This window comes from Pleomorphomonas carboxyditropha, from assembly GCF_002770725.1.
GTDB classification, from domain to species: Bacteria; Pseudomonadota; Alphaproteobacteria; order Rhizobiales; family Pleomorphomonadaceae; genus Pleomorphomonas; species Pleomorphomonas carboxyditropha.
Genome location: NZ_NQVN01000013.1, coordinates 1 through 26,679, shown reverse-complemented (window position 1 = coordinate 26,679; position 26,679 = coordinate 1). Strand labels below are relative to the sequence as shown.

At 65.6% G+C, this 26,679-nt stretch carries 18 protein-coding genes; 6 read left to right on the top strand and 12 right to left on the bottom strand.

What is annotated here, in order from left to right; all coding sequences use genetic code 11:
• Positions 1-34 precede the first annotated feature (34 nt).
• The gene (locus tag CJ014_RS17485; RefSeq protein WP_100081781.1) at positions 35-1,075 is read right to left on the bottom strand and encodes an ABC transporter substrate-binding protein; all 1,041 of its coding nucleotides are present in this window, start codon (positions 1,073-1,075) and stop codon (positions 35-37) included.
• 459 nt (positions 1,076-1,534) lie between these two features.
• Here CJ014_RS17485 and CJ014_RS17480 point away from each other — a divergent pair, with 459 nt between their 5' ends.
• The 5 genes from CJ014_RS17480 (at position 1,535) to CJ014_RS17460 (ending at position 10,844) form a co-directional block, all read left to right on the top strand.
• Positions 1,535-2,386 (top strand): TetR/AcrR family transcriptional regulator, encoded by an 852-nt coding sequence (locus CJ014_RS17480; protein ID WP_245427423.1) that lies wholly within the window; start codon positions 1,535-1,537, stop codon positions 2,384-2,386.
• 94 nt (positions 2,387-2,480) lie between these two features.
• Positions 2,481-6,800: a 2-hydroxyacyl-CoA dehydratase gene (locus CJ014_RS17475; protein WP_100081779.1), complete on the top strand. Its 4,320-nt coding sequence runs from the start codon at positions 2,481-2,483 to the stop codon at positions 6,798-6,800.
• Between the two features lie 299 nt (positions 6,801-7,099).
• Positions 7,100-8,179 carry an ABC transporter ATP-binding protein gene (locus CJ014_RS17470; protein ID WP_100081778.1) on the top strand — a complete coding sequence of 360 codons (1,080 nt, stop codon included), beginning with the start codon at positions 7,100-7,102 and terminating at the stop codon, positions 8,177-8,179.
• Between the two features lie 15 nt (positions 8,180-8,194).
• Positions 8,195-9,154: an ABC transporter substrate-binding protein gene (locus CJ014_RS17465; RefSeq protein WP_100081777.1), complete on the top strand. Its 960-nt coding sequence runs from the start codon at positions 8,195-8,197 to the stop codon at positions 9,152-9,154.
• Positions 9,155-9,164: 10 nt separating this feature from the next.
• Positions 9,165-10,844 (top strand): ABC transporter permease, encoded by a 1,680-nt coding sequence (locus CJ014_RS17460; protein WP_100081776.1) that lies wholly within the window; start codon positions 9,165-9,167, stop codon positions 10,842-10,844.
• A gap of 396 nt (positions 10,845-11,240) precedes the next feature.
• Here CJ014_RS17460 and CJ014_RS17455 read toward each other — a convergent pair whose 3' ends face one another.
• The 7 genes from CJ014_RS17455 to iolG form a co-directional block, all read right to left on the bottom strand.
• On the bottom strand, positions 11,241-13,622 hold the full coding sequence (locus CJ014_RS17455; RefSeq protein WP_100081775.1) for a methyl-accepting chemotaxis protein: 2,382 nt from the start codon (positions 13,620-13,622) through the stop codon (positions 11,241-11,243).
• A gap of 84 nt (positions 13,623-13,706) precedes the next feature.
• Positions 13,707-14,744: an ABC transporter permease gene (locus CJ014_RS17450; protein WP_100081774.1), complete on the bottom strand. Its 1,038-nt coding sequence runs from the start codon at positions 14,742-14,744 to the stop codon at positions 13,707-13,709.
• 31 nt (positions 14,745-14,775) lie between these two features.
• Positions 14,776-16,317, bottom strand: a complete 1,542-nt coding sequence (locus CJ014_RS17445; RefSeq protein WP_100081773.1) for a sugar ABC transporter ATP-binding protein — start codon at positions 16,315-16,317, stop codon at positions 14,776-14,778.
• 85 nt (positions 16,318-16,402) lie between these two features.
• On the bottom strand, positions 16,403-17,332 hold the full coding sequence (locus CJ014_RS17440) for a sugar ABC transporter substrate-binding protein (protein ID WP_100081772.1): 930 nt from the start codon (positions 17,330-17,332) through the stop codon (positions 16,403-16,405).
• A gap of 271 nt (positions 17,333-17,603) precedes the next feature.
• Entirely contained in the window at positions 17,604-18,515 is a 912-nt protein-coding gene (locus tag CJ014_RS17435) for a sugar phosphate isomerase/epimerase family protein (RefSeq protein ID WP_100081771.1), read from the bottom strand.
• A gap of 448 nt (positions 18,516-18,963) precedes the next feature.
• A complete protein-coding gene (locus CJ014_RS17430) occupies positions 18,964-19,791 on the bottom strand; it encodes a TIM barrel protein (RefSeq protein ID WP_100081770.1) in 828 nt (275 codons plus the stop codon).
• Positions 19,792-19,837: 46 nt separating this feature from the next.
• Positions 19,838-20,854 carry a bifunctional inositol 2-dehydrogenase/D-chiro-inositol 1-dehydrogenase gene (gene iolG / locus CJ014_RS17425; RefSeq protein ID WP_100081769.1) on the bottom strand — a complete coding sequence of 339 codons (1,017 nt, stop codon included), beginning with the start codon at positions 20,852-20,854 and terminating at the stop codon, positions 19,838-19,840.
• Positions 20,855-21,244: 390 nt separating this feature from the next.
• On the opposite strand from iolG, the gene CJ014_RS17420 reads away from it, so the two are divergent.
• Positions 21,245-22,297 carry a LacI family DNA-binding transcriptional regulator gene (locus CJ014_RS17420; RefSeq protein ID WP_100081768.1) on the top strand — a complete coding sequence of 351 codons (1,053 nt, stop codon included), beginning with the start codon at positions 21,245-21,247 and terminating at the stop codon, positions 22,295-22,297.
• Between the two features lie 92 nt (positions 22,298-22,389).
• On the opposite strand, the gene CJ014_RS17415 is transcribed toward CJ014_RS17420, so the two are convergent.
• The 4 genes from CJ014_RS17415 to CJ014_RS17400 form a co-directional block, all read right to left on the bottom strand.
• On the bottom strand, positions 22,390-23,313 hold the full coding sequence (locus CJ014_RS17415) for a sugar phosphate isomerase/epimerase family protein (RefSeq protein WP_100081767.1): 924 nt from the start codon (positions 23,311-23,313) through the stop codon (positions 22,390-22,392).
• Positions 23,314-23,712: 399 nt separating this feature from the next.
• Complete coding sequence (locus tag CJ014_RS17410; RefSeq protein ID WP_100081766.1) at positions 23,713-24,729, bottom strand: Gfo/Idh/MocA family protein; 1,017 nt, start codon at positions 24,727-24,729, stop codon at positions 23,713-23,715.
• A 26-nt stretch (positions 24,730-24,755) separates the two neighbouring features.
• Positions 24,756-25,700, bottom strand: coding sequence for a sugar phosphate isomerase/epimerase family protein (locus tag CJ014_RS17405; RefSeq protein ID WP_100081765.1), 945 nt, complete (start codon positions 25,698-25,700; stop codon positions 24,756-24,758).
• A 168-nt stretch (positions 25,701-25,868) separates the two neighbouring features.
• Positions 25,869-26,679 (bottom strand): sugar ABC transporter substrate-binding protein (locus CJ014_RS17400; protein ID WP_100081764.1); only part of this gene is annotated, 811 nt, incomplete at its 5' end.

The following is a 26,679-nucleotide window of genomic DNA, read 5'->3' as shown; positions in this document are numbered from 1 at the left end:
AAGAGGAAGGCGGCTCTCGGGCCGCCGTCCGTCGTCAGGCGAGGATGTTGACCGTCACCCGTTCGGCCAGTTCCCTGGGATCGGTGGTCGGATCGAGCACGTTGACGAACTTCAGGTCGTCGGCGCCGCGCCGCACCTGCTCGACGAGATCGGCGCCGACCGGATGGTTGTGGGTGACGAGATGGCCGATGATCTCGGTGAGGCTCTGAAGGTCGAGCCCGGCCGGCTTGAGGTTTTCGAGATACCAGGCCGCCACTTCGTCGGGATGGGCGGCGGTGTATTCGTGCAGCTCGATGTTGCCCTCGGCCAGCCGGCGGATGGCGTCCTTGTTGTCGTTGAGGAACGGGCCGTTGGCGCCGAGCACGCAGCAGACGCGGCCGTCGAAATAGCCGGTCTGGCTGTCGGCGATCAGGTTGAAGCCGTGCTGTTTCTGGATCGAGTAGGCCCAGGGGTCGAGGTGGGCGACGGCGTCGGCCTCGCCCTTCACCACGGCGTCGCCCACCAGCTCGAAGGGCACCACCTTCCAGGTGATGTCGTTCTGCACGTCGACGCCCGCCTTGGCGAGCGCCACCTGGAACTGCAGGTGCGGCGAGGTGCCGAGGCCGGCGACCGAGATGGTCTTGCCCTTGACGTCGGCCAGCGTTTTGATGCCGGACGCCTCCGGCGCGAGCAGGCGCAGGCAGCCGCCGTGCGAGCCGACGAACAGCTTGACGTCGAAGCCCTGCTCCAGCGGCTTCAGCCAGTCGCCGACCAGGCCGGCGCCGGCGTCGGCCTTGCCGGTGGCCAGCGCCTGGATCAGCGTCTGGCCGCTCTGCCCCTGGTAGAACAGCTCGACGTCGACGTTGTGCTTGGCGTAGATGCCCTTGGCGACGCCGAAGCCGAGCGGCGAGTGGCAGGCCGCCACTTCCGTCCAGGCGAGGCGGATCTTGGTCGGCGGCGCCGCGATGGCCGGCGTGAACAGCCGGCCGCCGGCCGCCGCGCCGAGGGCGACGACGCCGGCGCCGACCGCCGTCCGCTTCAGGAGGTCGCGCCGCGAAGGTCGCGCCGCCGCCAGATTGGTCGAAATATCCGCCATGCCCCGTACTCCCGTTTGCCGCCGTGTCACGCCACGGCCCGTCAACCGGAAGGATAATCCGGGGGTGTCGGTTGTCCATATAATCTACAAAAAAACTATTCTAATTACCTTGGCGCAACCGTCAGGCTGTGCTGCGAATCCCGCCGATCGGGAAATCGGCCGGATTTGGCGGCAAGCCGCACCATTTCGTGTCCGCGGCTGTCCCCCCTCGTTTGTAGCCAACCGGGCATTATCCGGCCGTTGCCGTCGAGCGGCGAGTTGGTAAGTGTAAGAACCTACTGGCTCGCGCTGGCACAGAAGCCGCACGCCCAGCGCCTCCAGGAGGTGTTGGCACGCCGCGCCGACACATTCGTTTGCCACTCTGACGCCGGGGCAAAGTCGTGTGCTTCCTGTCTGTGCGCGGCCTAGCTGGCTCATTGATCAGGTCATATCCGCGTGAACATGCATCGGCTTGCAAGAGTGCGCTTTCTTGACACGGCAACTAGACTGAACCGATCGGTACAGTTCGTCGGTGATCGGAATATCGAGCTAATAGATAGGGCTCAAAAATTTCTTTCAAAAGCAGCAAATTGTGCTAGTATCATTCACAATCTCGCCGGCATGAGGCGAGGTGAACCGATCGGTTTTCTTATGACCCAATCCTCGCCGGATCCAGCATCACGCAGCCTCGAGGCGCATCCGCTGTCCAGCAAGGCGGATGCGGTGCTGCAAGCCGCAAACAAGATATTTCTGACTTACGGCTTCAGTGCCGCAACGACCGACATGATCCAGCGAGAGGCCGGCGTCTCCAAGGCTACGGTCTATGCGCATTACCCAAACAAAGAGGCGCTCTTTGTCGCGGTGATTGAGTCGAGATGCGAATGGTTTGCGAACGGACTCGATGACATCGCGTTTGTTCCGGGCAATTTCCGCCAGACGCTCACGGAGTTCGGCCGCGCCTATCTCAAGACCGTCATATCTTCCGATGGGCTGGCGCTTTTCCGGATCGTGGTGGCAGAGGCGCCGCGATTTCCTCAATTGGCGCATGCTTTTTATCGGGGTGGGCCACGTGTCGTTATAGATCGAGCGTCGGAACATCTCGCCAGAGCCGCCGCGACGGGAGATGTGGAGCTGACCACGATCGGTATCGAAGCGGCAGCGCAGGTTTTTGCAGGACTGGTCCGTAGCGAGCCGCAAATGCACTACCTGATGCATCCCGAGGCCCGTCCATCGCCGGAGCAGATCGACCAATGGGTCTCCTCTGCCGTGACAACGTTTCTCCGCGCTTATGGTTGTAAAGCCCTCGTGAAAACGTCTCCTGCTCTGGGTTGAGCAGGCAAGAGAACCCGGGACAAGCGGGATGTAACTGGATGGTTTTCCATGGATAGCGGGTGACTGGCGCCTGAATTTGGGGAGGGCTGGATATATGTACAATATAGCTCCTCTGCCCCTCGATGTAAGGTCCACCGGCTGCTATCCAGATTGCCTTAGAGTTGGAGTAGACATCGGTTCCACAACCACCAAGCTTGTTGTGATCGGCAATAATGAAAACATTCTGTATAAAACATATACAAGACATTATTCGGATATCGCTCAATCTATTGTGTACTGTCTTTCTTGTTTGCAGGGCAGCAATACGGTTCCCGGCAATCTGCCATTGGCGCTGATGATTACCGGCTCCGGTGGCATGGGAGTCGCGGAAACCATCGGCTTCCCCTTCGTGCAGGAAGTCATCGCCTGCGCCAAGGCGGTTGAGACCTTCGCGCCGGAGACCGACGTGTCGATCGAACTCGGCGGTGAGGACGCTAAGATCACCTTTTTTACCGACGGCATCGAACAGCGAATGAACGGTTCTTGCGCCGGCGGCACCGGCGCCTTCATCGACCAAATGGCCAGTCTGCTGCAGACCGATGCCCGCGGCCTCAACGACTTGGCCGGAAATGCCGTGAGCCTCTACCCGATCGCCGCCCGTTGCGGCGTCTTTGCCAAGACGGACGTGCAGTCGCTGCTCAACGAGGGGGCTTCCCGGCAGGATATCGCCCTGTCGGTGCTGCAGGCCGTTGCGCACCAGTCGATCAGCGGTCTGGCCTGCGGCCGCAAGATCCGCGGCAAGGTGGCCTTTCTCGGCGGTCCGCTGACATTCCTCCCCGAGCTGAAGCAGCGCTTCGTCGAGACGCTTCATCTGACGCCGGAGGATATCGTCTCTCCCCCGGACAGCGAGCTGTTCGTCGCGATGGGGGCGGCGCTGCATGGCGATCGTAAGCGGCAAGTGACGCTGGATGCGCTCCTGCGCGCTTTCGGCAAGCTGACGGGGATGGGTCCGCGGCAGCAACGCTCCGCTCTGCCCGCTCTGTTCTCCAGTGAGGAAGAGCGGCAAACCTTTGAAGAACGTCATCGGCGCGCCTGTGTCGCACGCGCCGACCTGACAGGATATCGCGGTGCGGCGTTCCTCGGCATCGACGGCGGCTCGACCACGACCAAGGCCGTGCTGATCGGCGAAGACGGCCAGTTGCTCTACAGCTATTACCGCGGCAACGAAGGCGATCCGCTGAAGATCGTCGGTCATATCCTCGGTGAAATTTATGCCGTATTGCCGGAAGGCGCGGAAATCGCCGCCTCGTCGGTGACGGGTTACGGCGAGGCCTTGATCCGCGAAGCCTACAGGATGGACTTCTCGGAAGTCGAAACCATCGCCCATTACAAGGCGGCCAACCACTTCCTCCCCGGCGTCGACTTCATTCTCGACATCGGCGGCCAGGACATGAAGTGCCTGCGCATCAGGAACGGCGTCATCGACAGCATCCTGCTCAACGAAGCCTGCTCTTCGGGCTGCGGCTCGTTCATCGAAACCTTTGCCCGGTCGCTGAAGATGTCGGTCACGGATTTCGCCAGGGCGGCCTTGGAGGCGAGGGCCCCGCCCGACCTCGGGTCGCGCTGCACGGTCTTCATGAATTCCAGCGTCAAGCAGGCACAAAAGGAAGGCGCCTCGATCGGCGACATCGCCGCCGGCCTGTCCTACGCGGTCATCAAGAACGCGCTGATCAAGGTCATCAAGGTCAGGAAACCGGAAGATCTGGGCCGGAAGATCATTGTCCAGGGAGGGACGTTCTGCAACGACGCGGTGCTGCGCGCCTTCGAACTGGTCGCCGGGCGGGAGGCGGTCCGTCCGGACATTGCCGGACTGATGGGCGCCTTCGGCTCGGCGCTCATCGCCAAGGAGCGTTGGCAAGGCGGCCGGAAAAGCGCGATGCTGGATGCGAAGGCCGTCGAGCAGTTCTCGGTCCGGCACTCGATGACGCGCTGCCGGGCCTGTCCCAACACCTGCCCGATGACCATAAACCGCTTCTCCGATGGGCGCCGTTTCGTCACCGGCAATCGCTGCGAGCGCGGGCTGGGCGGCAAACGGGCCGGCAACGACGTCATCGATCTCTATGCCTACAAGTACCAGCGCGTCTTCGACTATGCGCCGCTCGGTGAAGCGCAGGCGCCCCGCGGCGCCATCGGCGTGCCGCGGGCGCTCAATCTCTTCGAGAACTACCCGCTCTGGTTCACGTTCCTGACCGGACTGGGCTTCCGCGTCATCCTGTCGTCGCCATCATCGAAAGCGCTGCTGGAACAGGGCCTGGACACCCTGCCGTCGGATTCGATCTGCTATCCGGCCAAGCTCGCCAACGGTCACGTCATCGACCTGGTCCGGCAGGGCCTGACGACCATTTTCTATCCGTGCGTGCCTTACGAGCGCCGAGAATTCGCCGACAGCCACAATCACTTCAATTGCCCGATCGTCACGTCCTATCCCGAGTTGATCCGCAACAACATCGATCTGCTTGCCGAGCGGGACGTAACGCTGGTCCAGCCGTTCCTGTCGCTGGAGAACCGTGACAGGCTCGGCCGGCGCCTGACCGAGGAATTTGCACCGCTGGGCGTCGCGCCGGAAGACGTCCGCCGGGCCCTGGATGCCGGCTGGGCAGAGCAGGAGCGGTTCAAGCGGGACATCCGGCAGAAGGGCCAGGAGACGCTCGAGGCGCTGCGCCTCAACGGCGGGCACGGCATCGTCCTCGCCGGGCGGCCCTACCATGTCGATCCGGAAATCCATCACGGCATTCCGCAGATCGTCACCTCGCTCGGCATGGCGGTCCTGACCGAGGATTCCGTTGCCCACCTGGGCAAGATCGAGCCGCCCCTGCGCGTCGTCGACCAATGGACCTACCACAGCCGGCTCTATCGCGCCGCCGCCTATGCCGCCGCCAACGGGAACCTCGACGTCGTCCATATGAATTCATTCGGCTGCGGCCTGGACTCGATCACCACGGACCAGGTCCAGGAAATCCTGGAGGCGCACGGCAGGATCTACACCGGCATCAAGATCGACGAGGGCAACAATCTCGGCGCGGCGCGCATCCGCATCCGCTCGCTGCGGGCCTCCCTGGCGGAACGGGGCCGTCACGATCCTCCTTCCCCGCATCCCGGCGCGCACCCTCGCGCGTATGGGCGCGTCGCCTTCACCAGGGAAATGCGCAAGGACTACACCATCATCGCGCCGCAGATGTCGCCGGTGCATTTCCAGTTCTTCGAACCGGCCCTTCAGGCGATCGGGTACAATCTGAAAATCCTGGGCGATGTCACCGCTGGTACGGTCGACGAGGGCCTGCGCTACGTCAACAACGATGCCTGCTATCCGGCGATCATCGTCGTCGGCCAGATCATCGCGGCGCTGCGCTCCGGCGAATACGACCCGGACAGAACCGCGGTGATGATTTCCCAGACCGGAGGGTGCTGTCGGGCGACCAACTACATCAGCTACCTGCGCAAGGCGTTGCATGACAGCGGCTTTCCGAATGTGCCGGTGATCTCGCTGAACGCGCTCGGCATGGAAAAGGCCAGCGGCTTTCACCTGACCCTGCCGATGCTCAGCCGTCTCCTCATGGGCGTCGTCTATGGCGACTTGTTGTTGCAGACGCTGCTGCGGACCCGCCCCTACGAAAAAGCGCCGGGCGCAGCGGAAGCCCTGTACCAAAGCTGGGTCGGACGCTGCAAAAGCGCGGTTTGCCAAGGTGATTTCGCAGGCTTCAGGAAGAACGTCCATGCCATCGTTGATGATTTCGACACTCTCGAACTGACCGGCGTGCACAAACCCCGGATTGGGTTGGTTGGGGAGATTCTGGTCAAGTTCCATCCTGGCGCCAACAACGACATCATCAAGCTGATCGAGCAGGAAGGCGGCGAAGCCGTGATGTTGGGCTTGATGGATTTCCTCCAATACTGTGCCTATGACTATAGCTACAACCATGCCTGCCTCTCCAAGGGCAGACTGGCCGCCGTGGCAGGCAACGCCATGATCAGACTGCTGGAATTCTACCGCAAAGACATGCGCAAGGCATTGTTGCGGAGCCGGCGTTTTGATGCGCCAAGCTCGGTCGACCAGTTGGCACTTGGCGCGGAGCCGCTCCTGGCGCGCGGCAACCAGGCCGGCGAAGGCTGGCTCCTCCCGGCCGAAATGGTCGAGTTGATCGGGCATGGCGTGCCAAACATCATTTGCATGCAACCATTCGCCTGCCTGCCCAACCATGTCGTTGGCAAGGGCGTCATGAAAGCGCTGAAGGCGCGGTATCCGAACACCAACATTGCCGCAATCGACTATGATGCTGGTTCGTCCGCCGTCAATCAGCTCAATAGGATCAAGCTGATGCTTTCAGTGGCGTTCCGCAATTTAGGGGAAGTCAATATTGGACAGCGGCCGCGCTGACTTTTTCCTGCGATCGCGACGAGAGGCCAAACTTGTCAATGGCCGGAATCGAGGGCAGCCGGGCTCCAACACTTTCTGGCGGCAGATGGTCAACGAAAGCGCCGTCGTAGCGGCCGTCGTCTGCCCGGACATGGTTGTTTAATCCCCGGTTTTGAGGGTGTACCGTTTTCTCCGACCCGTGCGTGGTCCGCATTCGATAGCTGCGCAGGCTTCCCGCAGCGGCGTGCCGGTGCCGTCACATCCCTGTCATGGGCAGGCAATAGTCAGGCTCGGATCTCGCTCTGTCGAAAATCGTTTCGATGCTCCACGACCCATCCGCAGCCGAGGCCGTCTCGACGTCCGCGCTCAAGCTCCATTTCGGCGAGACCGTCGTGCTCGACGGCATCGACCTGACGCTTGCCCGCGGCCGGACGCTGGCGCTGCTGGGGCCGTCGGGTTGCGGCAAGACGACGCTGCTGCGTCTCATCGCCGGCCTGCTCGGGCCGACGCGGGGCAGGGTGGCGATCGCCGGCCGCACGGTGGCCGACGCCGCCTCCGGCGCCTTTGTGCCGCCGGAAAAGCGCAACCTCGGCATGGTCTTCCAGGATTACGCGCTGTGGCCGCACATGACGGTGGCCGGCAACGTCGCCTTCCCGCTCCAGATGCGCGGTGTCCCTCGCGCCGGGCGGCGGCAGCGCACGCTCCAGGCGCTCGACCGCGTCGGCCTCGCCGGCTTTGCCGACCGGCGGCCGGGCGAATTGTCGGGCGGCCAGCAGCAGCGGGTCGCCATCGCCCGCGCCATCGTCGCCGAACCGCAGCTCATCCTGTTCGACGAGCCGCTCAGCAACCTCGACCGCGAGCTGCGCGAGACCATGGTGGGCGAGCTCGCTGCGCTCATCGCCGCGCTGGCGCTCACCGCCGTCTACGTCACCCACGATCACGCCGAGGCGCTGACGCTCGCCGACGAGGTGGCGGTGATGCGCGGCGGCCGCATCGTCCAGCTGGCCTCGCCCGACAGGCTGGTCGCGACGCCCGCCGCGCCGGAAGTCGCCGACTTCCTGCGTCTCGGAGGCACCGCCGAGGTCGAGCCTTGGGATGACCGGTGGCGCTTTGCTGGCAGCCCGGTCGAGCTGCCGTTGCGCCGGCCGGCCGGTAGCGGCCCGGCCCGCGTGCTGATCCCGACGGCAGCGGTTTCGCTCGCCGGGACGGGCATTGCCGCCACGGTGCTGCGCACGCAGTTCCGCGGCGACGGACATCTGGCGGCGGTGGCCCCCGAAGGGCTCGCCGGCGTCGAGCTTCAGGTGCTGAGCCAGGTCCGGCTGAAGCCGGGCGACAGCATCCGTCTTTCCATCGACCCGGACCGTATCCACGTCTTTCCGCCGGCCGGGCGCGTTTCATAGAGGAGAGGACCAGACATGCTTAAATCATTGAAAAGCGTCGCCTTCGGCGCTCTTGCCACCATCCTTGGCGCCGGCGTCGCCCATGCCGACATCACCGTCTACACCGCCGGCCCCCAGAGCCTGATCGACAAGCTGGCCGAGGGCTTCACCGCCGAGAGCGGCATCAAGGTCAACGTCTTCCAGGCGACCACCGGCAAGATCATGGCCCGCATCGAGGCGGAGGCCGCCAATCCGGTGGTCGACGTGCTGATCTCGGCCTCCTGGGACACCGCCACCGACTTTGCCAAGCGCGGCTGGCTCGTGCCCTACAGCAGCCCCAACGCCGAGAAGGTGCCCGCCTTCCTGAAGAACGACACGACCGTGGCGCAGGGCGTCTCGGCGCTCGGCATCGCCTGGAACACCAACTCCGGCACGCCGAAGCCGGCCGAGTGGGCCGATCTCGCCAAGCCCGAGTACAAGGGCCTCGTCAACCTGCCGGATCCGGCGCAGTCCGGCTCGGCCTTCGAGCTCGACGCCGCCCTCGGTGCCGCCGACGACTACAAGCTGTTCAAGGACCTCAAGGCCAACGACGCGGCGATCGCCGGCGCCAACGCCGAAGCGCTGAACCCGGTGCTGCAGGGCGCCAAGGCTGCCGTGTTCGGCGCCGTCGACTACATCACCTTCGGCTCCAAGGCCAAGGGCGAGAGCATCGACATGATCTTCCCGGCCTCGGGCACCGTCGTCGCGCCGCGTCCGGCCATGATCCTCAACTGGTCGAAGAACCAGGACGAGGCCAAGAAGTTCGTCGACTACATGCTGTCCGACGCCGGACAGAAGCTGGTTGCCGACACCTTCCTGATGCCGGCCCGCACCGACGTTCCCGCCGCCCGGCCGCTGATCTCCGACCTCGAACTGATGGACTACGACACCGCCGCCATCTACGGCAAGCGCAAGGAAATCCTCGACGAGATCGCCAAGATCTTCGCCGCCAACTGAGGCGCGGCCGATGCGCGCCAAGGAGATCGGCGGCGCGGCGCCGGCCGCCTGGCTGGCCGGCATCGGGCTCGCCGTCATCGTCGTCGTTCCCTTCGCCGCGGTCGTGCTGCAGGCGATTTTCCCCAACCTCGGGCGGGGCTCCTTCGCGGAGCCCTTCTCGCTCCTGTTGGCGACGCTGTCCGACATCCGCCTCGTCGGCATGGCCGGAAACACCGTGCTGCTCGGCCTCGCGGTCGTCGCCGCCTCGGCCTGCCTCGCGGTGCCGCTCGGCATGGTCCGGGCGCTCTACCGGGTGCCGCTCGCGCCGCTCTGGGACGTGCTGCTGCTCGTCCCCTTCATGATCCCGCCCTATATCGCCACGCTCGGCTGGATCATGACGCTGCAGCCGCGCGGCTATCTCGAACAGATCGCTGGCTTCAACCTGGCGCCGATATTGTTCTCGTTGACCGGCATGACGCTGGTGATGACCTTCAACACCTTTCCGGTGGTTTATTTCGCCGTCTCGCGCACCGTCGAGGCGGTCGGCTCGCGCTATGCCGGCGTCGGACGGGTGTTCGGCGCCTCGCCGCTGCGGGCCTTCTTCCACATCACGCTGCCGCTGTCGGCGCCGGGGCTCGCCGCCAGCCTGCTGCTGGTGTTCGCCGCCGCCATCGAGGAATACGGCACGCCGGCCGCCCTCGGGCGCCGCGCCGGCTTCGAGGTACTGGTGACCGGCATCGATTCGCGCGTCTCCGACTGGCCGATCGACCTGCCCGGCGCCGCCGCCCTGTCGCTGGTGCTGGTGCTGCTGTCGCTCGCCGCCTTCCTGGTCCAGCGCTGGATCCTCAACCGCCGCTCCTACCAGACGGTGGGCGGCAAGCCGCAAGCGGCCGAAAAGCAGCCGCTCGGCCGGCTCGCCGCGCCGGTGCTGGCCGCCTTCGCCGCGGTCTCCTTCCTCGCGACCGGCGTGCCGATGCTGGCGGTGCTGGCCACGGCGCTGACGCGGACGATCTCCGGCGGCCTCAGGCTCGACAACCTCGGCGGCGGCAATTTCGCCGCCGTCTTCGGCGGCGCCTCCGGCGCGCTCGCCGCCCTCGGCAACAGCCTCTTGCTCGGCGTTCTCACCGCCGCCGTCACCGGCGTCATCGGCGCCGTCGCCGCCTATGCGGTGGTCAAGACGCGCATCCGCGGCCGCACCGCCATCGACGTGTTGACCGTGCTGCCCAACGCGCTGCCCGGCATCGTGGTGGCCGTCGGCCTGATCCTCGCCTGGAACATGCCGGCGCTGCCCTTCACCCCCTACAACACGCCGCTCATCCTGCTGTTCGCCTATTGCTGCATCCTGCTGCCGCAGACGGCCCGCTACGCCACCGCCGCCTTCCTGCAGATCGGCGACAACCTCGAGGCGGCCGCCCGGGTCTGCGGCGCCAGCGCGCCCACCGCCTTCCGCCGCATCCTGCTGCCGCTGATCTTCCCGAGCCTCGCCTCGGCGATGCTGCTCGTCTTCGCCCTGGCCTCGCGCGAACTCGTCGCCTCCGTCGTCGTGGCGCCGGTCGGCATGCAGACCATCGCGCTGTTCATCTGGCGGCAGTTCGAGCAGGGCTCGGTCGGCCTCGGCATGGCGATGGCCTTCGTCACCATCGTCGTCACCACGCTGCTGCCGCTCGCCTTCCTGGCGCTGCTGCGGCGGACCGGCCTCGTCGCGGCGTGAGTCTTCTCCTTCCCGGCGGCGAATAGATCATCACGCGGGTTTCCGATGTCACGCGCTGGCATCGTCTGCCGTTTCCAGGGAATGACCACCTGTCATGCGCCCTCGTTCCGTCTTTGAAAACAGACGGTAGAAGGCAGGCGAAAGCGGCAGAAAGAGACGTGCCGTTCGTAGCGTATAACATTGAAAATAAAAGCTTTTATATGTAGTGACGGGGGTTGCGCGTTGCGTCCCGGAAAAGGGCGGGTGGGTCCGGATCTATAAAATCTGTGTCATATTATTGCGCGACGACGCAATGAATCTCCGAAATTCGCCGGGATCGCCGTACTCTCGCGCGAAAAGCCGACGGTTGGTTTCCTGGCGGCCCGGCCGCCCCGACGAGCGGGCTCGCGTCAGCGTCTAAACCGCTTCCACCTCATGAAGAAAACCGTCGATGGCCTGCCGCAGTCCCGCCGAGCTCCGGATGACGCTGCGGGAGGCCGACAGCAGGCCGTCGGCCGATTGGGAGGTTTCCGTCGCCTTGTTGAGAAGCTCCATCATCTCGTCGTGCGAAACCAGCGAGCTCTGCGTCGCCGCCCGGACGCTGCGGGAGATTTCGGCCGTGGCGGCTTGCTGCTCGAGCACCGAGGTGGCGATGGCATTGGCCGCCTGGCTGGCGGTGTTCATCTGGTCGACGATGCCGAGCACGCCGTCCGTCGTCGCATGGGTGACGCCTTGAATGGCGGCCACCTGCTGGCCGATGTCCTCGGTCGCCTTCGTCGTCTGGTTGGCCAGGGCCTTCACCTCGTTGGCCACCACCGCGAAGCCCTTGCCGGCCTCGCCGCCTCTCGCCGCCTCGATCGTCGCGTTGAGCGCCAACAGATCGGTCTGCGCGGCGATGCCCTTGATCAGGTCGACGATCATGCCGATTTGCTCGGCGCAGCGGTGGAGATCGCCGACATGCGTCCGGACATGGCCCGCCGACTGGCTCGTGGTGGAAACCAGGGACGACGCGGCGCTGGCCTGGCGGCTGATCTCCTCGATCGACGCCGAAAGCTCCTCGCTGGAGCTGGCCACCACGGTGATTTCCTTCAGGCTCTGGCCGGCGGCCGCCTGGGCCGCGGAGGCCCGCTCGGCGGTGGCGGCGGCAATCGACGCCAGGTGATCGCTCGTCGCCTGCATCTCCCTGGCGGCATTGTCGACCGAGACGACCAGGTTTTCGGTCTGCCGGCGGAAGCCGTCGATCAGGGTGCGAATCCGGTCGGCGCGTTGCTGGCGACCGAGGTCCTCGAGCCGCTTCCCGGCTTCGAGACGCTGCCGCTCCACGGCGTTGTCGCGGAAGGTGACGACGGCCGACTGCATCTTGCCGATCTCGTCCTGGCGCGGCCGGAAAGCGAGTTCGCTGCCGGTGTCGCCGGCGGCGAGCGCCAGCATGGTCCTGGTCATCTGCACGATCGGCCGGCCGATGGCGCGGGCGAGGAACAGGCCGACGATCAGCGCGGCGACGATGGCGAGGGCGAACACCAGGATGGAAAGGCCGAGGAAGGTCTGCCTGGACGCGAGGGCAAAGGCGGTCTGGGCCGCCATCAGCTTGCCGATCTCCGCCGTCGAGCGCTCGGCGAGATCGCGGGTGTTGGCGACGGCTTCGCCGAAGGCGGCGAGCGAGCGCGACAGGTTTTCGAAGCTCTGGCGATAGCTGGCGAAATCCGCCGCGATCGCCTGCGAGCCCGAGCCGAAACGACCGGTCAGCGCATCGGCCTTGTCGAGATACTCGACGATGGCCTTGGCCGAGGCGTCCGATCTGGCGAGTTGGAACAAGGCGATCCGTTCCCTGAGGGTGACGGCCGTTTCGTTGAGGTCGCGTCCGAGATTGGCCTGCCCGGTCGCCTGCTCGGCGGCGAAGCTGGCGCGTTTGGCCACGACATTCGCCTCGGCCTCGGCGCTCTTCAAGGCAAAGCCGATCTTCAGGGTATGCGCCGACAGGCTGTTGAGCCGGGCGGCGATGCCGTTCAGAACGGCGACGGGCGCCGCGCCGCCATCGCCGGCCGGCAGCGCCGCCAGGCCGTCGAGCGCCGTCGCGAGATCCCGCTGCATGGCGGCGACGTCGTCCTTGATGGTCGCCGGCCCGTTCTGCCCGAGGGCGGCGACCGACGCGCCGATCATGTTGGAGGTGGCCTTGGCCTGCTTCAGGAGTTCGGCGCGGCCGTCCCCGGCGTCGCGCAGCAGCAACTGGGCCCGGGCGCTCGCCGTGGCGATGCTGCCGTTGGCGACAATCAGCTCCTGCAGGCGATCGGCGCCGGCCTTGGCGTCGCCGGCCGCCGTCAGCGCCTCTTTGTAGGCGGCATCGGCGGCGGCGCGCAGCGCCTCGGCGGTGGTGACGAGCCGGGCGTTGAGGCTGCCCTGCAGGTCCTCGGCCTCGCGAATGCGCGCCGTCGCCTGGTCGAGGCGGCCGATGGCCTCCGTGTAGGCCGCGAAGATGTCGCCGAGATTGCGGCTGGCCTCGGCGGTGTCGGCCAGTCGGACGGCCGCCGCCGAATCCCTGGCATCCGCCAGCGCTTTCGCCGCTTCCTCCAGCGCCGCCCTGTCGCCGCCGGCGATGAACCGGTTGACCTCCTGCGTGGCTCTGTTCACCTCGATCAGCGCGCGCGCCGCCCCGTCGGAGGCCTGGACCAGGGCCGCCAGCCTGTCGACGCCGCCGACGCCGATCAGGCCCGGCAGCGACGACAGCACGAGAATGACGGCAACCCCCGACCACGCCTTGGCGACGATCGGCAGATCCAGCACGGCGGACATGAGTTTCATGATCGTTCCCGAACCGCCCGACGAATATTCCGTTGACCCGGACGGGCGGTCCTGCCCCGTCCGGGTCTTGCGTGGCGGAGGTCGTCAGACCTTTTTCTTCTTCTTGTTCTGCCGGTAGACGTCGGTGATGACGGCGCCGACGATGATCACGCCCTTGATGATCTCCTGGTAGTAGGCGTCGATCCTCAGGAAGGTGAAGCCGGACAGCATGACGCCGAGGATCAGCGTGCCGATCACCGTGCCGGTGATGCGGCCGACGCCGCCGGCCAGCGAGGTGCCGCCGATCACCGCGGCTGTGATGGCGTCGAATTCGTAGCCGACGCCCATGCCGGCCTGGGCGGTCTGGGCGCGGGCGGCGGTCAGCACGCCGGCGAGACCGGCCAAGAGGCCGGCGACGGCGTAGACCTTGATCAGGTGCGCCTGGATGTTGATGCCGGAAACGCGGGCCGCCTGCATGTTGGAGCCGATGGCATAGGTGAACTTGCCGTAGCGCGTGTAGCGCAGGAGGATGTGGAAGATCACCGCCACCACCAGGAAGATCACCACCGGCACCAGACCGGAGCCGAAGAAGGTGAAGCCGTCGGACAGGAAGGATACCGGCTGGCCCTTGGTGTACCATTTGGCGATGCCGCGCGCCGACACGAACATGCCGAGCGTGGCGATGAACGGCGGGATGCCGGTCTTGGCGATCAGCGTGCCGTTGACGACGCCGGCCAGCAGGCCGGCGGCAAGGCCGACCACGACCGGCACGACGAACGGCAAGTCAACCAGCGACGGATAGACGGCGCGGTCGACGAACTGCGACGTCTGCGCGAGGCTCGCCGCCAGCATGGCGGTCATGCCGACCAGCGAGCCCGACGACAGGTCGATGCCGCTGGTGATGATCACCTGCGTCACGCCGACCGAGATGATGCCGATCACCGACACCTGCAGGATCATGATCTTCAGGCGGGCGGTGTTGAGCAGGAAGCTCTGGCCGATCGCCAGCCAGCCGACCAGCTCGAACAGCAGTGCGATGCCGATCAGCACGATGAAGATGCTGAGCTCGGGCGGAAGCCGGCGTTTGCCGATGCCGGCGACAGGCGCGGTGACCGCCTGCTTGTCTAGCATGTCCGTATTCATTGAAATTTCTCCCTGAAGCCTGTGGGGCGCGTCAGCGCGCGGCGAGATCCATGACGCTCACCTGATCGGCCTCGGCCCGATCGAGGAAGCCGGTGACGCGGCCCTCGTGCATCACCATGATGCGGTCGCTCATGCCGAGCACTTCCGGCAGCTCCGACGAGATCATGATCACCGCCACGCCGGTGCGGGCGAGGTCGGTGACCAGACGGTGGATTTCCGCCTTGGCGCCGACGTCGATGCCGCGCGTCGGTTCGTCGAGGATCAGGATGCGCGGATTGGTCAAGAGCCAGCGGCCGATCAGCACCTTCTGCTGGTTGCCGCCCGACAGGTTCTCGACCCGCTCGTAGAGGTTCGGCGTCTTGATCCTGAGCTTGCCGGCCATGTCCCTGCAGACCCTGGCCACCGCCTTCTCGTCGACGAAGCCGCCGCGCACGAACTGGTCGTGCAGCGAGGCGACCTGCATGTTGTCCATCACGTCGAGGATCAGCAGGCAGCCGGTGTCGCGGCGGTCCTCGGTCAGGAAGGCCATGTGGTGGCGGATCGCCTCGACCGGCCTGTCGATCTTCACCTGCTTGCCGTCGATGGCGATGCTGCCGGAACTGGCCGGCGTCACGCCGAACAGCGTCTCGGCGACGTTCGACCGGCCCGAGCCGACCAGCCCGGCGACGCCGAGGATCTCGCCGGCCCGCACGTCGAAGCTGACGTCCCGGAACACGCCGTCGAGGGTCAGGTTCCTGACCGACAGCACCACGTCGCCGATCGGCACCTCCTCCTTGGGGAACATCTGGGTGATCTCGCGGCCGACCATCATGCGGATGATGTCGTCGCGCGTCACCTCGCTCGAGGCGTGGGTGCCGACGTAGCGGCCGTCGCGGAACACCGACACCTCGTCGGCCACCTCGAACAATTCGCTCATCTTGTGGGTGATGTAGACGATGCCGAGGCCCTGCGCCTTGAGGTCGCGGATGATATGGAACAGGTGCTCGACCTCGCGCTCGGTGATGGCCGAGGTCGGCTCGTCCATGATCAGCACGTCGGATTCGTAGGAGATGGCCTTGGCGATCTCGACCATCTGGCGGTTGGCCACCGACAGGTCGCGCACCTCGGCTCTCGGATCGATCGGAATGTTGAGCCGCTCGAACAGCTCCGCCGTCTTGCGGTTCATCTCGGCGTGGTCGACCAGGCCGTAGCGGCTTTTCGGCTCGCGGCGGATCCAGATGTTCTCGGCCACCGTCATGAACGGCATCAGGTTGAGCTCCTGATGGATCATGGCGATGCCGTTCTCCAGCGCGTCGAGCGGCGATTCCAGGCGGATGTCGACGCCCTTCATGCGGATCTCGCCCTGGTCGGGATGGTAGATGCCGGCCAGGATCTTCATCAGCGTCGACTTGCCGGCGCCGTTCTCGCCCATCAGCGCATGCACAGTGCCGCGTTTGAGGTGGAACTGCACGTCGTCGAGGGCGAGCACCCCGGGGAATTCCTTGCGGATGCCCTCGGCTGTCAAAAGAAATTCCGCATTGGGTATCGCGCCACTCTTGCGGACAGCGGCCATTGTCGATGGACTGAGTACCATGACCTTTTCCTTGCGGGCTTGATGCAATTGTCATTGGAGCGCAGGCCCGAAGGCCTGCACTCTCTGGTCCGTTTGCCGAAGCCGTTCAGTTCTTCTTGAGGTAGTTGTCGAGGTTGGCCGGCGTCACCAGCTCGAAGGGCACGTAGACCTTCGTTTCCACCGGCTCGCCCTTGACGAGCTTCAGCGCCGCGTCGACGGCGCCCTGGCCCTGGCCGGCGGCATTCTGGAACACGGTGACGTCGAGGTCGCCGGCCTTCATCGCCTCCAGCGCATCGGCGGTGGCGTCGATGCCGCCGACCACGATGTCCTTCATGTCCAGGCCGGCCGCCTTCATGGACTGGATGGCGCCGATCGCCATCTCGTCGTTGTTGGCGACGACGGCGTTGAACTCGATGCCGGCCGACAGCCAGTTCGACATCAGGTCGGCGCCCTGCACCCGCATGTAGTTGGCGGTCTGCTTGTCGACGATCTCGATGCCCGAGCATTCCGGCGTGCTGAAGACGTCCTCGATGTCCTGGGTCCGCTGGCGCGCATGGAACGTCGACAGTTCGCCCATCATCACCAGGGCCTTGCCCTTGCCGTTGAGCAGCCGGCAGACCTCCTGGGCCTCCAGCGTGCCCGACTCGCGTTCGTCGGAGGCGACGAAGGCCTGCTTGGGCGGCAGGCTGTCGACGTTCACCGGCATGCGGTTGACGAAGACCAGCGGAATGCCGGCGTTGGCGGCCAGTTCCGACATGGCGACGGTGGCGTTGGTGTCGACGGCGTTGACGATCAGCGCATCGACCTTGGATGCGATGAAGTTCTGGATCTGGTTCTGCTGCCTGGAAATGTCGTTCTGCGCGTCCTCGATCTGCAACTGCACGTCATCGAGCGTCCCGGCATAGGAGATCATGCCGTTGCGCAGCACCGTCAGGAAGTTGTCGTCGAACCACGCCATCGAGATGCCGATGGTCGTCGCCTGCGAGGACGAAGCCATGATCAGGGTCATGGCCGTGGCTATAAGAAACTTCTTCATGAATACCTCCGCTTGCTGGTGTCCGGTCCACCCGATTTACCGGATCCCCTCCTCCAGGGGCGTTCCGTCTCTTTTGGCGGCCGATTCCTCAATCGACCGCCAAAACGGAATTCAACGACTGGCCAGCAACCCGTCCAACTCGGTCTTATTCGATTTAGACAGCACTAACTCCAAGCTCGGATCGATGCCTGAAATAGGAATGGAGCTGTCTTTTGCTTCGCTCGTTGCTCGAAAGGGCCGATTTTGATGGCGGAATGCTGGCCAGGAACTTCTAAACCTTGCGGTACTTGTCGATGTACCGTCTGATCTCCTGGCACATGAAGCGCGACGATTCCTCGGCCCTATCCTCCCAGGCGAAGACGCAGGAGGAATAGATGCCGTCGAACTTCACCTCGCCGAGCGTCTTGAAGAAGGTCTCCCAGTCGATCTCGCCCTGGCCGATGTCGAGGTGCTGGTGCACCCGGATCGACGCGTCCGGCGGGTTGGCGATATAGCGATTGCCCGACGACACGAAGGGATTGAACGTGTCGGCCACCCGAACGTGATGCAGGATCGGCGCCGCCTCGTGCAGCGTCGTCGCCATCTTGCTGGCGTCGCCGCTGCAATAGTAGAAGGTGTGCGGCGCGATGTAGCTCATCCTGACGTTCTTCGAGCCGACCATGCGGATGATGTCGAAGGCCGGATGGAAGGTCTCCACCCAGTCCTCCGGGTGCGGCTCGACCGACAGGATGACGCCCTCCTTCTCGAAGATCGGCGTCAGCTCCTCGATCGACCGCCACCAGGCCGCCTCCTTGGTCTCGCGGGTGTCGGTGCCGAGCGGCAATGTCCTGGAGCGCTCCGGCGAGGTGCCGCGACCGAACTCGGACACCATGGTGTCGCAGCCCATGTCGACGGCCACCTCGATGGCCCGCTTCCAGTAGCGCACCGCCATCTGGCGTTCTTCCTCGACCGGGCTGGCCCAGCGGTACATCGGCTGCAGGGTGATCAGCGACAGCCCGTGGTCCTTCAGCGCCTTTTTGAATTCGGCGCGGCGCTCCGGCGTGGCGCGCGGCATCACCCACCAGTCGAGGAAGTCGGCGCGCGGCGACAGCTCGACGCCGTCGTAGCCGAGCTCGGCGGTCAGCCGGCAGATCTCCGGCAGCGACAGGTGGCGGTGCATGTAGGGATCGAGCGCGAGTTTCATGGACTTCATCCTGTTTTGCTATGTGCTCAGGGCCGCCCGGGCCGGCGGAACATGCGGGCCCTGCTGCCGCCGGCCGATCGTCGCCGGCAAGCGAGCCGATGCCCGGGACATGCCGATGGGAGATGGCGGCCCGCCGGAAGGCAGCATCAGGAGAACGGACTTCCGAACGGGCCGCCGGACCACGCCGGATTTCGCGCCTCTTGCGAGTGGTCGCACGCGAAATGCCGGCACGGTGCACGCCCTGACGCGGTCGATGGGAGTGAGGAGGTGACCGGACGTTCGGGCGCGATTGCGTCGGCGAGGGGCGCCGTGAAATTGGGGAGCGGCAGCCCTCACCGACGCGCGACACGACGGCCCATAGTACCGTGGGAGATAAATACCGGCCGTCGTGAAGATGTTGACCACCCCGTGCCGCCCCGCCGTTTCGGCAGGGCGGGCGAGGGCCGGCCTAGACGCCGAGTTGCTGGCGTACATAGTCCATGCTTCTCCGGATCGCCCCGATGGGATCGGGACTGTCGTGGACCTCCTTGGCGAACGGCTCGAAGGAGACGATGCCGTCGTAGCCGTCGTCGAGGAGCACCTGCAGTTGCTCGATGTTGCCGAGCCGGTCCTTGGGGCCGACGAGCACGCGGTGGCCGTCGAGCATGTCGTCGAAGCCGATCGACGGATCCTCGAGGCCGGAGATGTGGACAAGCCCCGTCCGCTTGGCGAAGATCTCCTTCTCGCCGGCCCCGGCGTGATGGAACGTGTCGTGCACCAGCGAGAAGGTGTCGGCGGCGCCGATGGCGTCGATGGCGGCCAGGGCCTCGCGCTTGAAGCGCAGCGACGAAACCGGGAAGCCGAGCGGCTCGACGAACCCCTTGATGCCGTATTCGCCGAGGATGTCGCGGAGCGCCGTCAGCGCGGCGCGCAGGCCCGCCGCCTTCTCCGGCGTGTCCTCCAGCAGCTTGCCCTCGTTGAGCGGGCAGACCACCAGCCCCTCGGCCCGCGACGCCCTGGCGAGCTTGGCCAGCGCCTCGGCCTGCCGGGCCCGCTCGTCGTTCCAGACGTTGAAGGGATAGAGCGCGTTGATGCTGCGAATGCTCAGGCCGAGGTCGGCCGCCTTGGCGCCGATGTCGCGGGCGGCGTCGACATCCTTCACGCTGTTGTCGCCGACGTCGTTGCGCAGCTCGACGGCGACGGCGCCGACCTTGACCGCCGTGGTCAGCAGGGCGCCCGGCGTCAGCGACGGGCTGACCATGTGGTTGAAGCCGAATTTGATTGTCTTGCTGGACATGTCCTGTCCTCCCAGCATTTGCTTGGTGGGTACCGATGGCCGGCGGTCAGCCCTTGTCGTAGAAAACCGGCCGAGGGGTGGTGACGATCGGAACGACCGCGCCGGTGCGCTGCGCTTCGAGGCAGGCGTCGGCGGTCACCGCGGCGAAATAGCCGTCCCAGGCGTTGGGGCCGTCGACCTTGCCGAGCTTGGTCGCGTCGATCCAGTCCTGCAGCTCCACGTCGTAGGAATCGATGAAGCGGAGCTTCCAGTCCTGCAGGATGGCGGTGCTGAACCTGCCTTCGCGGCGCAGCGGCACGCTCTGCGGTTCGGGCAGGTCGGCGACGCCGTCCTCGCCGACGACCTGGCAGCGGATGTCGTAGCCGTACTGGCAATTGACGAAGACCTCGCCGTCGATGCGGATGCCGCCCTTGGTGGCCAGCATGACGATGATCGGGTCGTCGAGCTTGGAATGCGTCAGGCGGGTGTTGCGCGGCACGATCACCTGGGCGGAGGCGTAGTCGTCGCCGATCAGCCAGCGCAGGACGTCGATCTCGTGGATGAACGTGTCGACGATCGCCATGGAGCTGACGTAGGCCTCGGGCACCGACGGGTTGCGGTGCGCGCAGTGGACCATCAGCGGCGCGCCGATCGCACCGTCGTCGATCGCCTTCTTGAGGGCGCGATAGCCGCTGTCGTAGCGGCGCATGAAGCCCACCTGCACCAGGTGCCGGCCGGCGGCGATCTCGGCGTTGACGATCTTCAGGCAGGCGTCGGCCGTCGTCGCCAGCGGCTTCTCGCAGAACACCGGCTTGCCGGCGGCGATGGCGGCGAGCACGAACTCCTCGTGCGTCGGCCCCCACGAGGTGACCACCACGGCATCGACGTTCGGATCGGCGATGACCGCCCGGCCGTCGGCATGCACCTTGGCGCCGGGGGCGAGCTTGGCGACGGCGGCCCTGGCGGCGGCGGCGTCGATGTCGCTCGCGGCGACGACCTGCGCGCCCGCCAGCTTGTTGTTGAGGCGATTGATGTGTTCCTGACCGATAGCCCCGGTACCGATCACGCCAACTTTCAGCGTCATGTCAAATCCACCTTGTCTCAAGTCCCAGAAGTCCGGAAAGCCGGACGTCATCGAAATACTGACGGTCCCGTCCATCTGGCTGGCGATAGCCAATAATTGTTGCCTTCCGGACCGCGTCCAACGGTCCGGAACTGTCCCGGGCACGGTCGTGCGCACGGGAAAAGCTGTCTCAAATCACAACAATCCCACCCGTAAAGCCGAGCAAAACCCGTCTTCGGCCAAAAACGACCACGCCGGCTTGCAAAGAAGCTGCGGGTGATCATTGGTTATTTCGAGATAGCTCCCTCTCCTCGACGGGAAAGCTAACCCGACAGGCCGGGCTTGACCGAGCTGGCTTTTGACGAATTATCGTCAATCGACTAAAGTCGAAAAACTTGAGGATTCCGCTCCATGGCCGACGCGCCGCGCCGCAAACGTACGCCCCGCTTCCTGGAAATCGCCGCGGAAGCCGGCGTCAGCCCGTCGACGGTCGACCGCGTCCTCAACGAGCGCGGCAGCGTCTCCGACAAGGCGCGCGCCAAGGTGATCGCCGCCGCCTCCAAGCTCGGCGTGCCCCGGATATTGCCCAGCCGGACCCACAAGCTCATCCATTTCGACCTGCTGCTGCCCGACGACCGCACGCCCTTCTTTCAGCGGCTGCGCAAGTCCTTCGAGGAATCGGCGCGCTTTCTTGACAAGCGTTTCGTCATTCACCGCCGCATCGTCCGCGAGGACAGGGAGGACCTGTTGACCCGGGCGATGCTGGAGCCGGGCTATCCGCGTCAGGGCCTCGTCGTCGCCGCCCCGGATACGCTGCCGATCCGGCAGGCGCTGCGCGAGGTCATCGGCCGCGGGGAAGCGGTGGTGGCGGTGGTCAACGTGGTCGGTGCCGACGGCCTGGCCTATGTCGGCATCGACAACTACCGCGCCGGCCGCACCGCCGGCCTCATCCTGGGCCGCTTCGCCCGCAAGCCGGGCCGCGTGATGTTTCTCAGCAATCGCGACATCTGGAAGGCGCATTTCGACCGCACGGCGGGCTGCCGCGACGTCCTCACGGCGTCGTTCCAGCACCTCACCTGCGACAGGACGTCGCAGGAAACCCACGACGACGACACCCGCTGCTACGAAGCGGTCACCTCCGCCCTCAGGACGACGGGCCTCGCCGGCCTCTACAACAGCGGCGCCGGCTCGGCCGGCATCGTCAAGGCGTTGAACGAGTACGACCCGGGCCACGAGGTCGTCTGGATCACCCACGAATTGTCCGACGATCACCGGCAGTACCTGAAGTCCGGCACGCTGACCATGGTCATCGACCAGGACCCCGACATGCAGGCCATTTCGGCGCTCCGCTATCTCGTCCGCTCGGCGGACACCGAGGACGAACGACCGGCCCCCGGCGAACAGGGGTGCGAGTTCCGGGTCTATTTTTCCGAGAATTTCGCCGAAGGCGCCTACATCAAATAGCTGCTGCTACCGGCAGCGCCGATGGAATGTGAAAGAGACCGCGGGACCGGCAAACAGCCGACCCCGCCGCTCGTCTCCCAGGCGATGCTCCCTCACGCGGCGGCGCCGGCCCTGGCGTATTTCTCGACGTACCGTCTGATTTCCTTGCACATGAAGCGCGACGATTCCTCGGCCCTATCCTCCCAGGCGAACACGCAGGACGAATAGATGCCGTCGAACTTCACCTCGCCGAGCGTCTTGAAGAACGTCTCCCAGTCGATCTCGCCCTGGCCGATGTCGAGGTGCTGGTGCACCCGGATCGACGCATCCGGCGGGTTGGCGATGTAGCGGTTGCCCGACGACACGAAGGGATTGAACGTGTCGGCCACCCGAACGTGGTGCAGAATGGGCGCCGCCTCCCTGAGCGTCGTCGCCATCTTGCTGGCGTCGCCGCTGCAATAGTAGAAGGTGTGCGGCGCGATGTAGCTCATCCTGACGTTCTTCGAGCCGACCATGCGGATGATGTCGAAGGCCGGATGGAAGGTCTCCACCCAGTCCTCCGGATGCGGCTCGACCGACAGGATGACGCCTTCCTTCTCGAAGATCGGCGTCAACTCCTCGATCGACCGCCACCAGGCCGCTTCCTTGGTCTCGCGGGTATCGGTGCCGAGCGGCAGCGTCCTGGAGCGTTCCGGCGAGGTGCCGCGGCCGAACTCGGAGACCATGGTGTCGCAGCCCATGTCGACGGCCACCTCGATGGCCCGCTTCCAGTAGCGCACCGCCATCTGGCGCTCTTCCTCGACCGGGCTGGCCCAGCGATACATCGGCTGCAGGGTGATCAGTTCGAGGCCGTGGTCCTTCAGCGCCTTCTTGAACTCGGCGCGGCGTTCGGGGGTGGCGCGCGGCATCACCCACCAGTCGAGGAAGTCGGCGCGCGGCGACAGCTCGACGCCGTCGTAGCCGAGTTCGGCGGTCAGCCGGCAGATCTCCGGCAGCGACAGGTGACGGTGCATGTAGGGATCGAGCGCGAGTTTCATCGTTTCCTCCTGGGCATCGGAAAAGAAAGACAGGCGACCCGCCGGAAGACAGCGTCAGGACAACGGGCTTCCGAACGGGCCGCCGAACCACGCCGGATTTCACGTCTCTTGCGAGTGGTCTCACGTGAAACACCGGCACGGGTCCACGGGAGCGCCTCGGTCACAGTGGGAGATGGACTTCGGCGGCTCCGGTGAGTTGCATCGGCGGGGCACGGGTAAAGGGGGAGCTCGCCCCGAGGAGAGTGCCGATGCGTGCCGCGGCAAAGGGCATGCTCTGGGAGATGCTGGAGCATTCGTCCCCCTCCGCCGCGGTCGGGTCGCATGCATGCCAAACCCGGCATGCATGCAATTGGCTTGCCTTCCGGATTCATCCGGAGGCGGCGACAATGGCCCAATGTCTCAGCGCCGCGCGTAGAAGGCTGGCGTGTCGTCGATGGAGATCGGCACGATGGCCCGCGTCCGCTTGGCCTCGACGCAGGCGTCGGCGGTGACGGAGGCGAAATAGCCGTCCCAGGAGGTCGGGCCGTGCACCTCGCCGTCGCGCGTCGAGTTGATCCACTCCTGCAACTCGACATCGTAGGAGGCGATGAAGCGCTGCTTCCAGTCGGTGAGGATGGCCTGCGACAGGCTGGCGTCCTTGCGCAGCAGCAGGCTCATCGGCTCCGGCAGGTTGGCGATGCCGGTCTCGCCCACCACCTGGCACTGGATGTCGTAGCCGTACTGGCAGTTGACGTAGATCTCGACGTCGATGCGGATGCCCTTGCGCGTTTCCAGCAGGACGAAATGCGGATCGCGGAGGCCGCCCTCGGCCCGGCGGGTGTCGCGGCCGTTGACGACCTGCGCCGTCACGTAGTCGTCGTCGAGCAGCCAGCGCAGCACGTCGATCTCGTGCACGAAGGAGTCGGTCAGCGCCATGTCGCCGGTATAGGTGTCGGGCACCGACGGATTGCGGTGGGCGCAGTGCACCATCAGCGCCTCGCCGATGGTGCCGGCCTGCAATGCGGCCTTCAGCATGCGATAGCCGGCGTCGTAGCGGCGCATGAAGCCGACCTGCACCAGCTTGCGGCCGTGCCGGATCTCGGCATCGACGATGCTGCGGGCGTCCTTCGCCGTGGTGGCCAGCGGCTTCTCGCAGAACACCGGCTTGCCGGCGGCGATCGAGCCGAGCACGAACTCGGCGTGCGACGGCCCCCAGGAGGTGACGACCAGCGCGTCGACATCGGAAGCCCGGATCAGCTCCTGGCCGTTGTCGTAGACCTTGGCGCCGAGCTTTTCCCGGGCGACGAAGGCCTTGGTCTCATCGAGGTTGATGTCGTTGACGGCGACGACCTCGGCGCCGGTCAGCGTGTTGGTGAGCCGACGGATATGGTCCTGGCCGATGGCGCCGGTTCCGATGACACCGATCTTGAGAGTCATTTCTTTTCAATCCTCTACTCTTGGTCTCAAAGATCCCGCGGCAGCGCCTGCCGCAGCACGTCGAGCGACTTCTTGACGCCGACGATCGGCGGCATGCTGAGGTCTTCCATTTCCAGGCTGACCGGGCCGTCGTAGCCGAGGTAGACGAGCACCGAGAAGAATTCCTTCCACCAGGCGACGTCGTGCGCATGGCCGAGGGCGACGTAGTTCCACTGGCGCTTCGGCACGTCGGCGATCCAGTGGGTGTCGATCAGGCCGTCGGCGTCGGCCAGCACGCGCTCGATGCGCACGTCCTTGGCGTGGACGTGCAGGATGGCGTCGCCGAGCTTGCGCGCCATGGCGATCGGATCGCCGCCCATCCACATCTGATGGCTGGGATCGAGGTTCATGCCGACGCGCGGGCCGACCGCCGCCCGGAGGCGCAGCAGCGTATCGGCGTTGTAGACGAGGTTCATGCCGAGGTTCTCGATGGCCAGCCGCTCGACGCCGTGGTTCTCGGCGAGCCTCGACATCTCCTGCCAGAAGGGGATCAGCATCTCGTCCCACTGCCAGTCGAGCGATTCCTGGTGCTCGGGCAGGATCGGATGGGTGATCCAGTTGACGGTGCTGTCCCCGGGGGCGCCGCCGGGGCAGCCGGACATGCCGACCACGGTCTTGACGTCGAACAGCTCGGCAAGGCGCAGCGTCTTCACCATCACCGCCTTGTGCGCCTCGCCGTCCGGGCCGGGCTTCAGCGGATTGCCCGAGCAGTTGAAGGCGGCGATCTCCAGGCCGTGGCGCTTCAGCGTCTCCTTGTACTTGTCGCGCTCGGCGGCGCTGTCGATCAGCGCATCCAGTTTCAGGTGATCGTTGGCGGACCAGTTGCCGGTGCCCAGCTCGAGCGCCTCGATCCCGAGCCCCGCCGCCGTCGCCGTCAGTTGGTCGAACGGCATGCGGGCAAAGATGTTGGTAACCAGGCTGATCTTCATCATGGGGAGTCTCCAGGCTTGTCGGGCGCGTCCGGTCTCGGGAGGTCTGAGTTCGCTTGCCCGCGGGGTCGGCCGTCTCGGGGCGCCGGGGCCCGTTCGAGGACCGGCGCTTGCCTGCGGCTATCTTTTGCGGGGCGACGCGGGTTCGTTTGCCGCGTCGCCCCAAGGCGGTTACTGCATGTACTGATCGACGTTGTCGGCGGTGATCGACTCGAAGGCGACGAGCTTCTCCTTGGGCGCCGGCTGGCCGGCCTTGAGGCCCTCGATCACCTCGAAGGTGGCGGCGCCCTGGCCCTTGGCGTTCTGGAAGATCGTCTGCGCGATCTCGCCGGCCTTGATGGCGGCAAGCGCATCGGCGGTGCCGTCGACGCCGGAGATCATCACGCCCTGGAGGCGGCCGGCGGTCTTCAGCGCTTCGAGGGCGCCGAGCGCCATCTGGTCGTTGGCGGCGATGATGGCGTCGAACTGCGGGAAGGACTGGATCCAGTCCTCGGTCACCTTCATGCCCTCGGCACGGTCGTAGTTGCCGGTCAGGCTGGCCAGCAGGGTGACGTCGGGCCGTTCCTTCAGGCAGGCGTCGGTGAAGCCCTGCAGGCGTTCCACCGAGTGATAGAGGCCGGGCGTGCCTTGGAGATAGAGGATCTTGGCGTCCTTGGGCAGCTTCTCCTTCATGAACTCGCCCTGCAGCCTGCCGGCGTCGTAGTTCTTCGAGCCGACGAAGGTGTATTCGCCGCCGGCGGCGGCGATGCCCAGCGTGATCACCGGCACGCCGGCCGCGTTGGCCTTCTCGATGCCCGGCACGATGCCGTCGTAATCGACCGGCACGGCGATGATCGCGTTGACCTTCTGGGTGATGAAGTTGTCGATCTGGTCGAGCTGCTTGGAGATGTCGAGATTGGCGTCGGTGAAGCGGACCTCGACGTCCGGATCGGCCTTGACCGCCTCGATGAAGGCGTTCTTGCGGCTCATGGTGAACACGTCG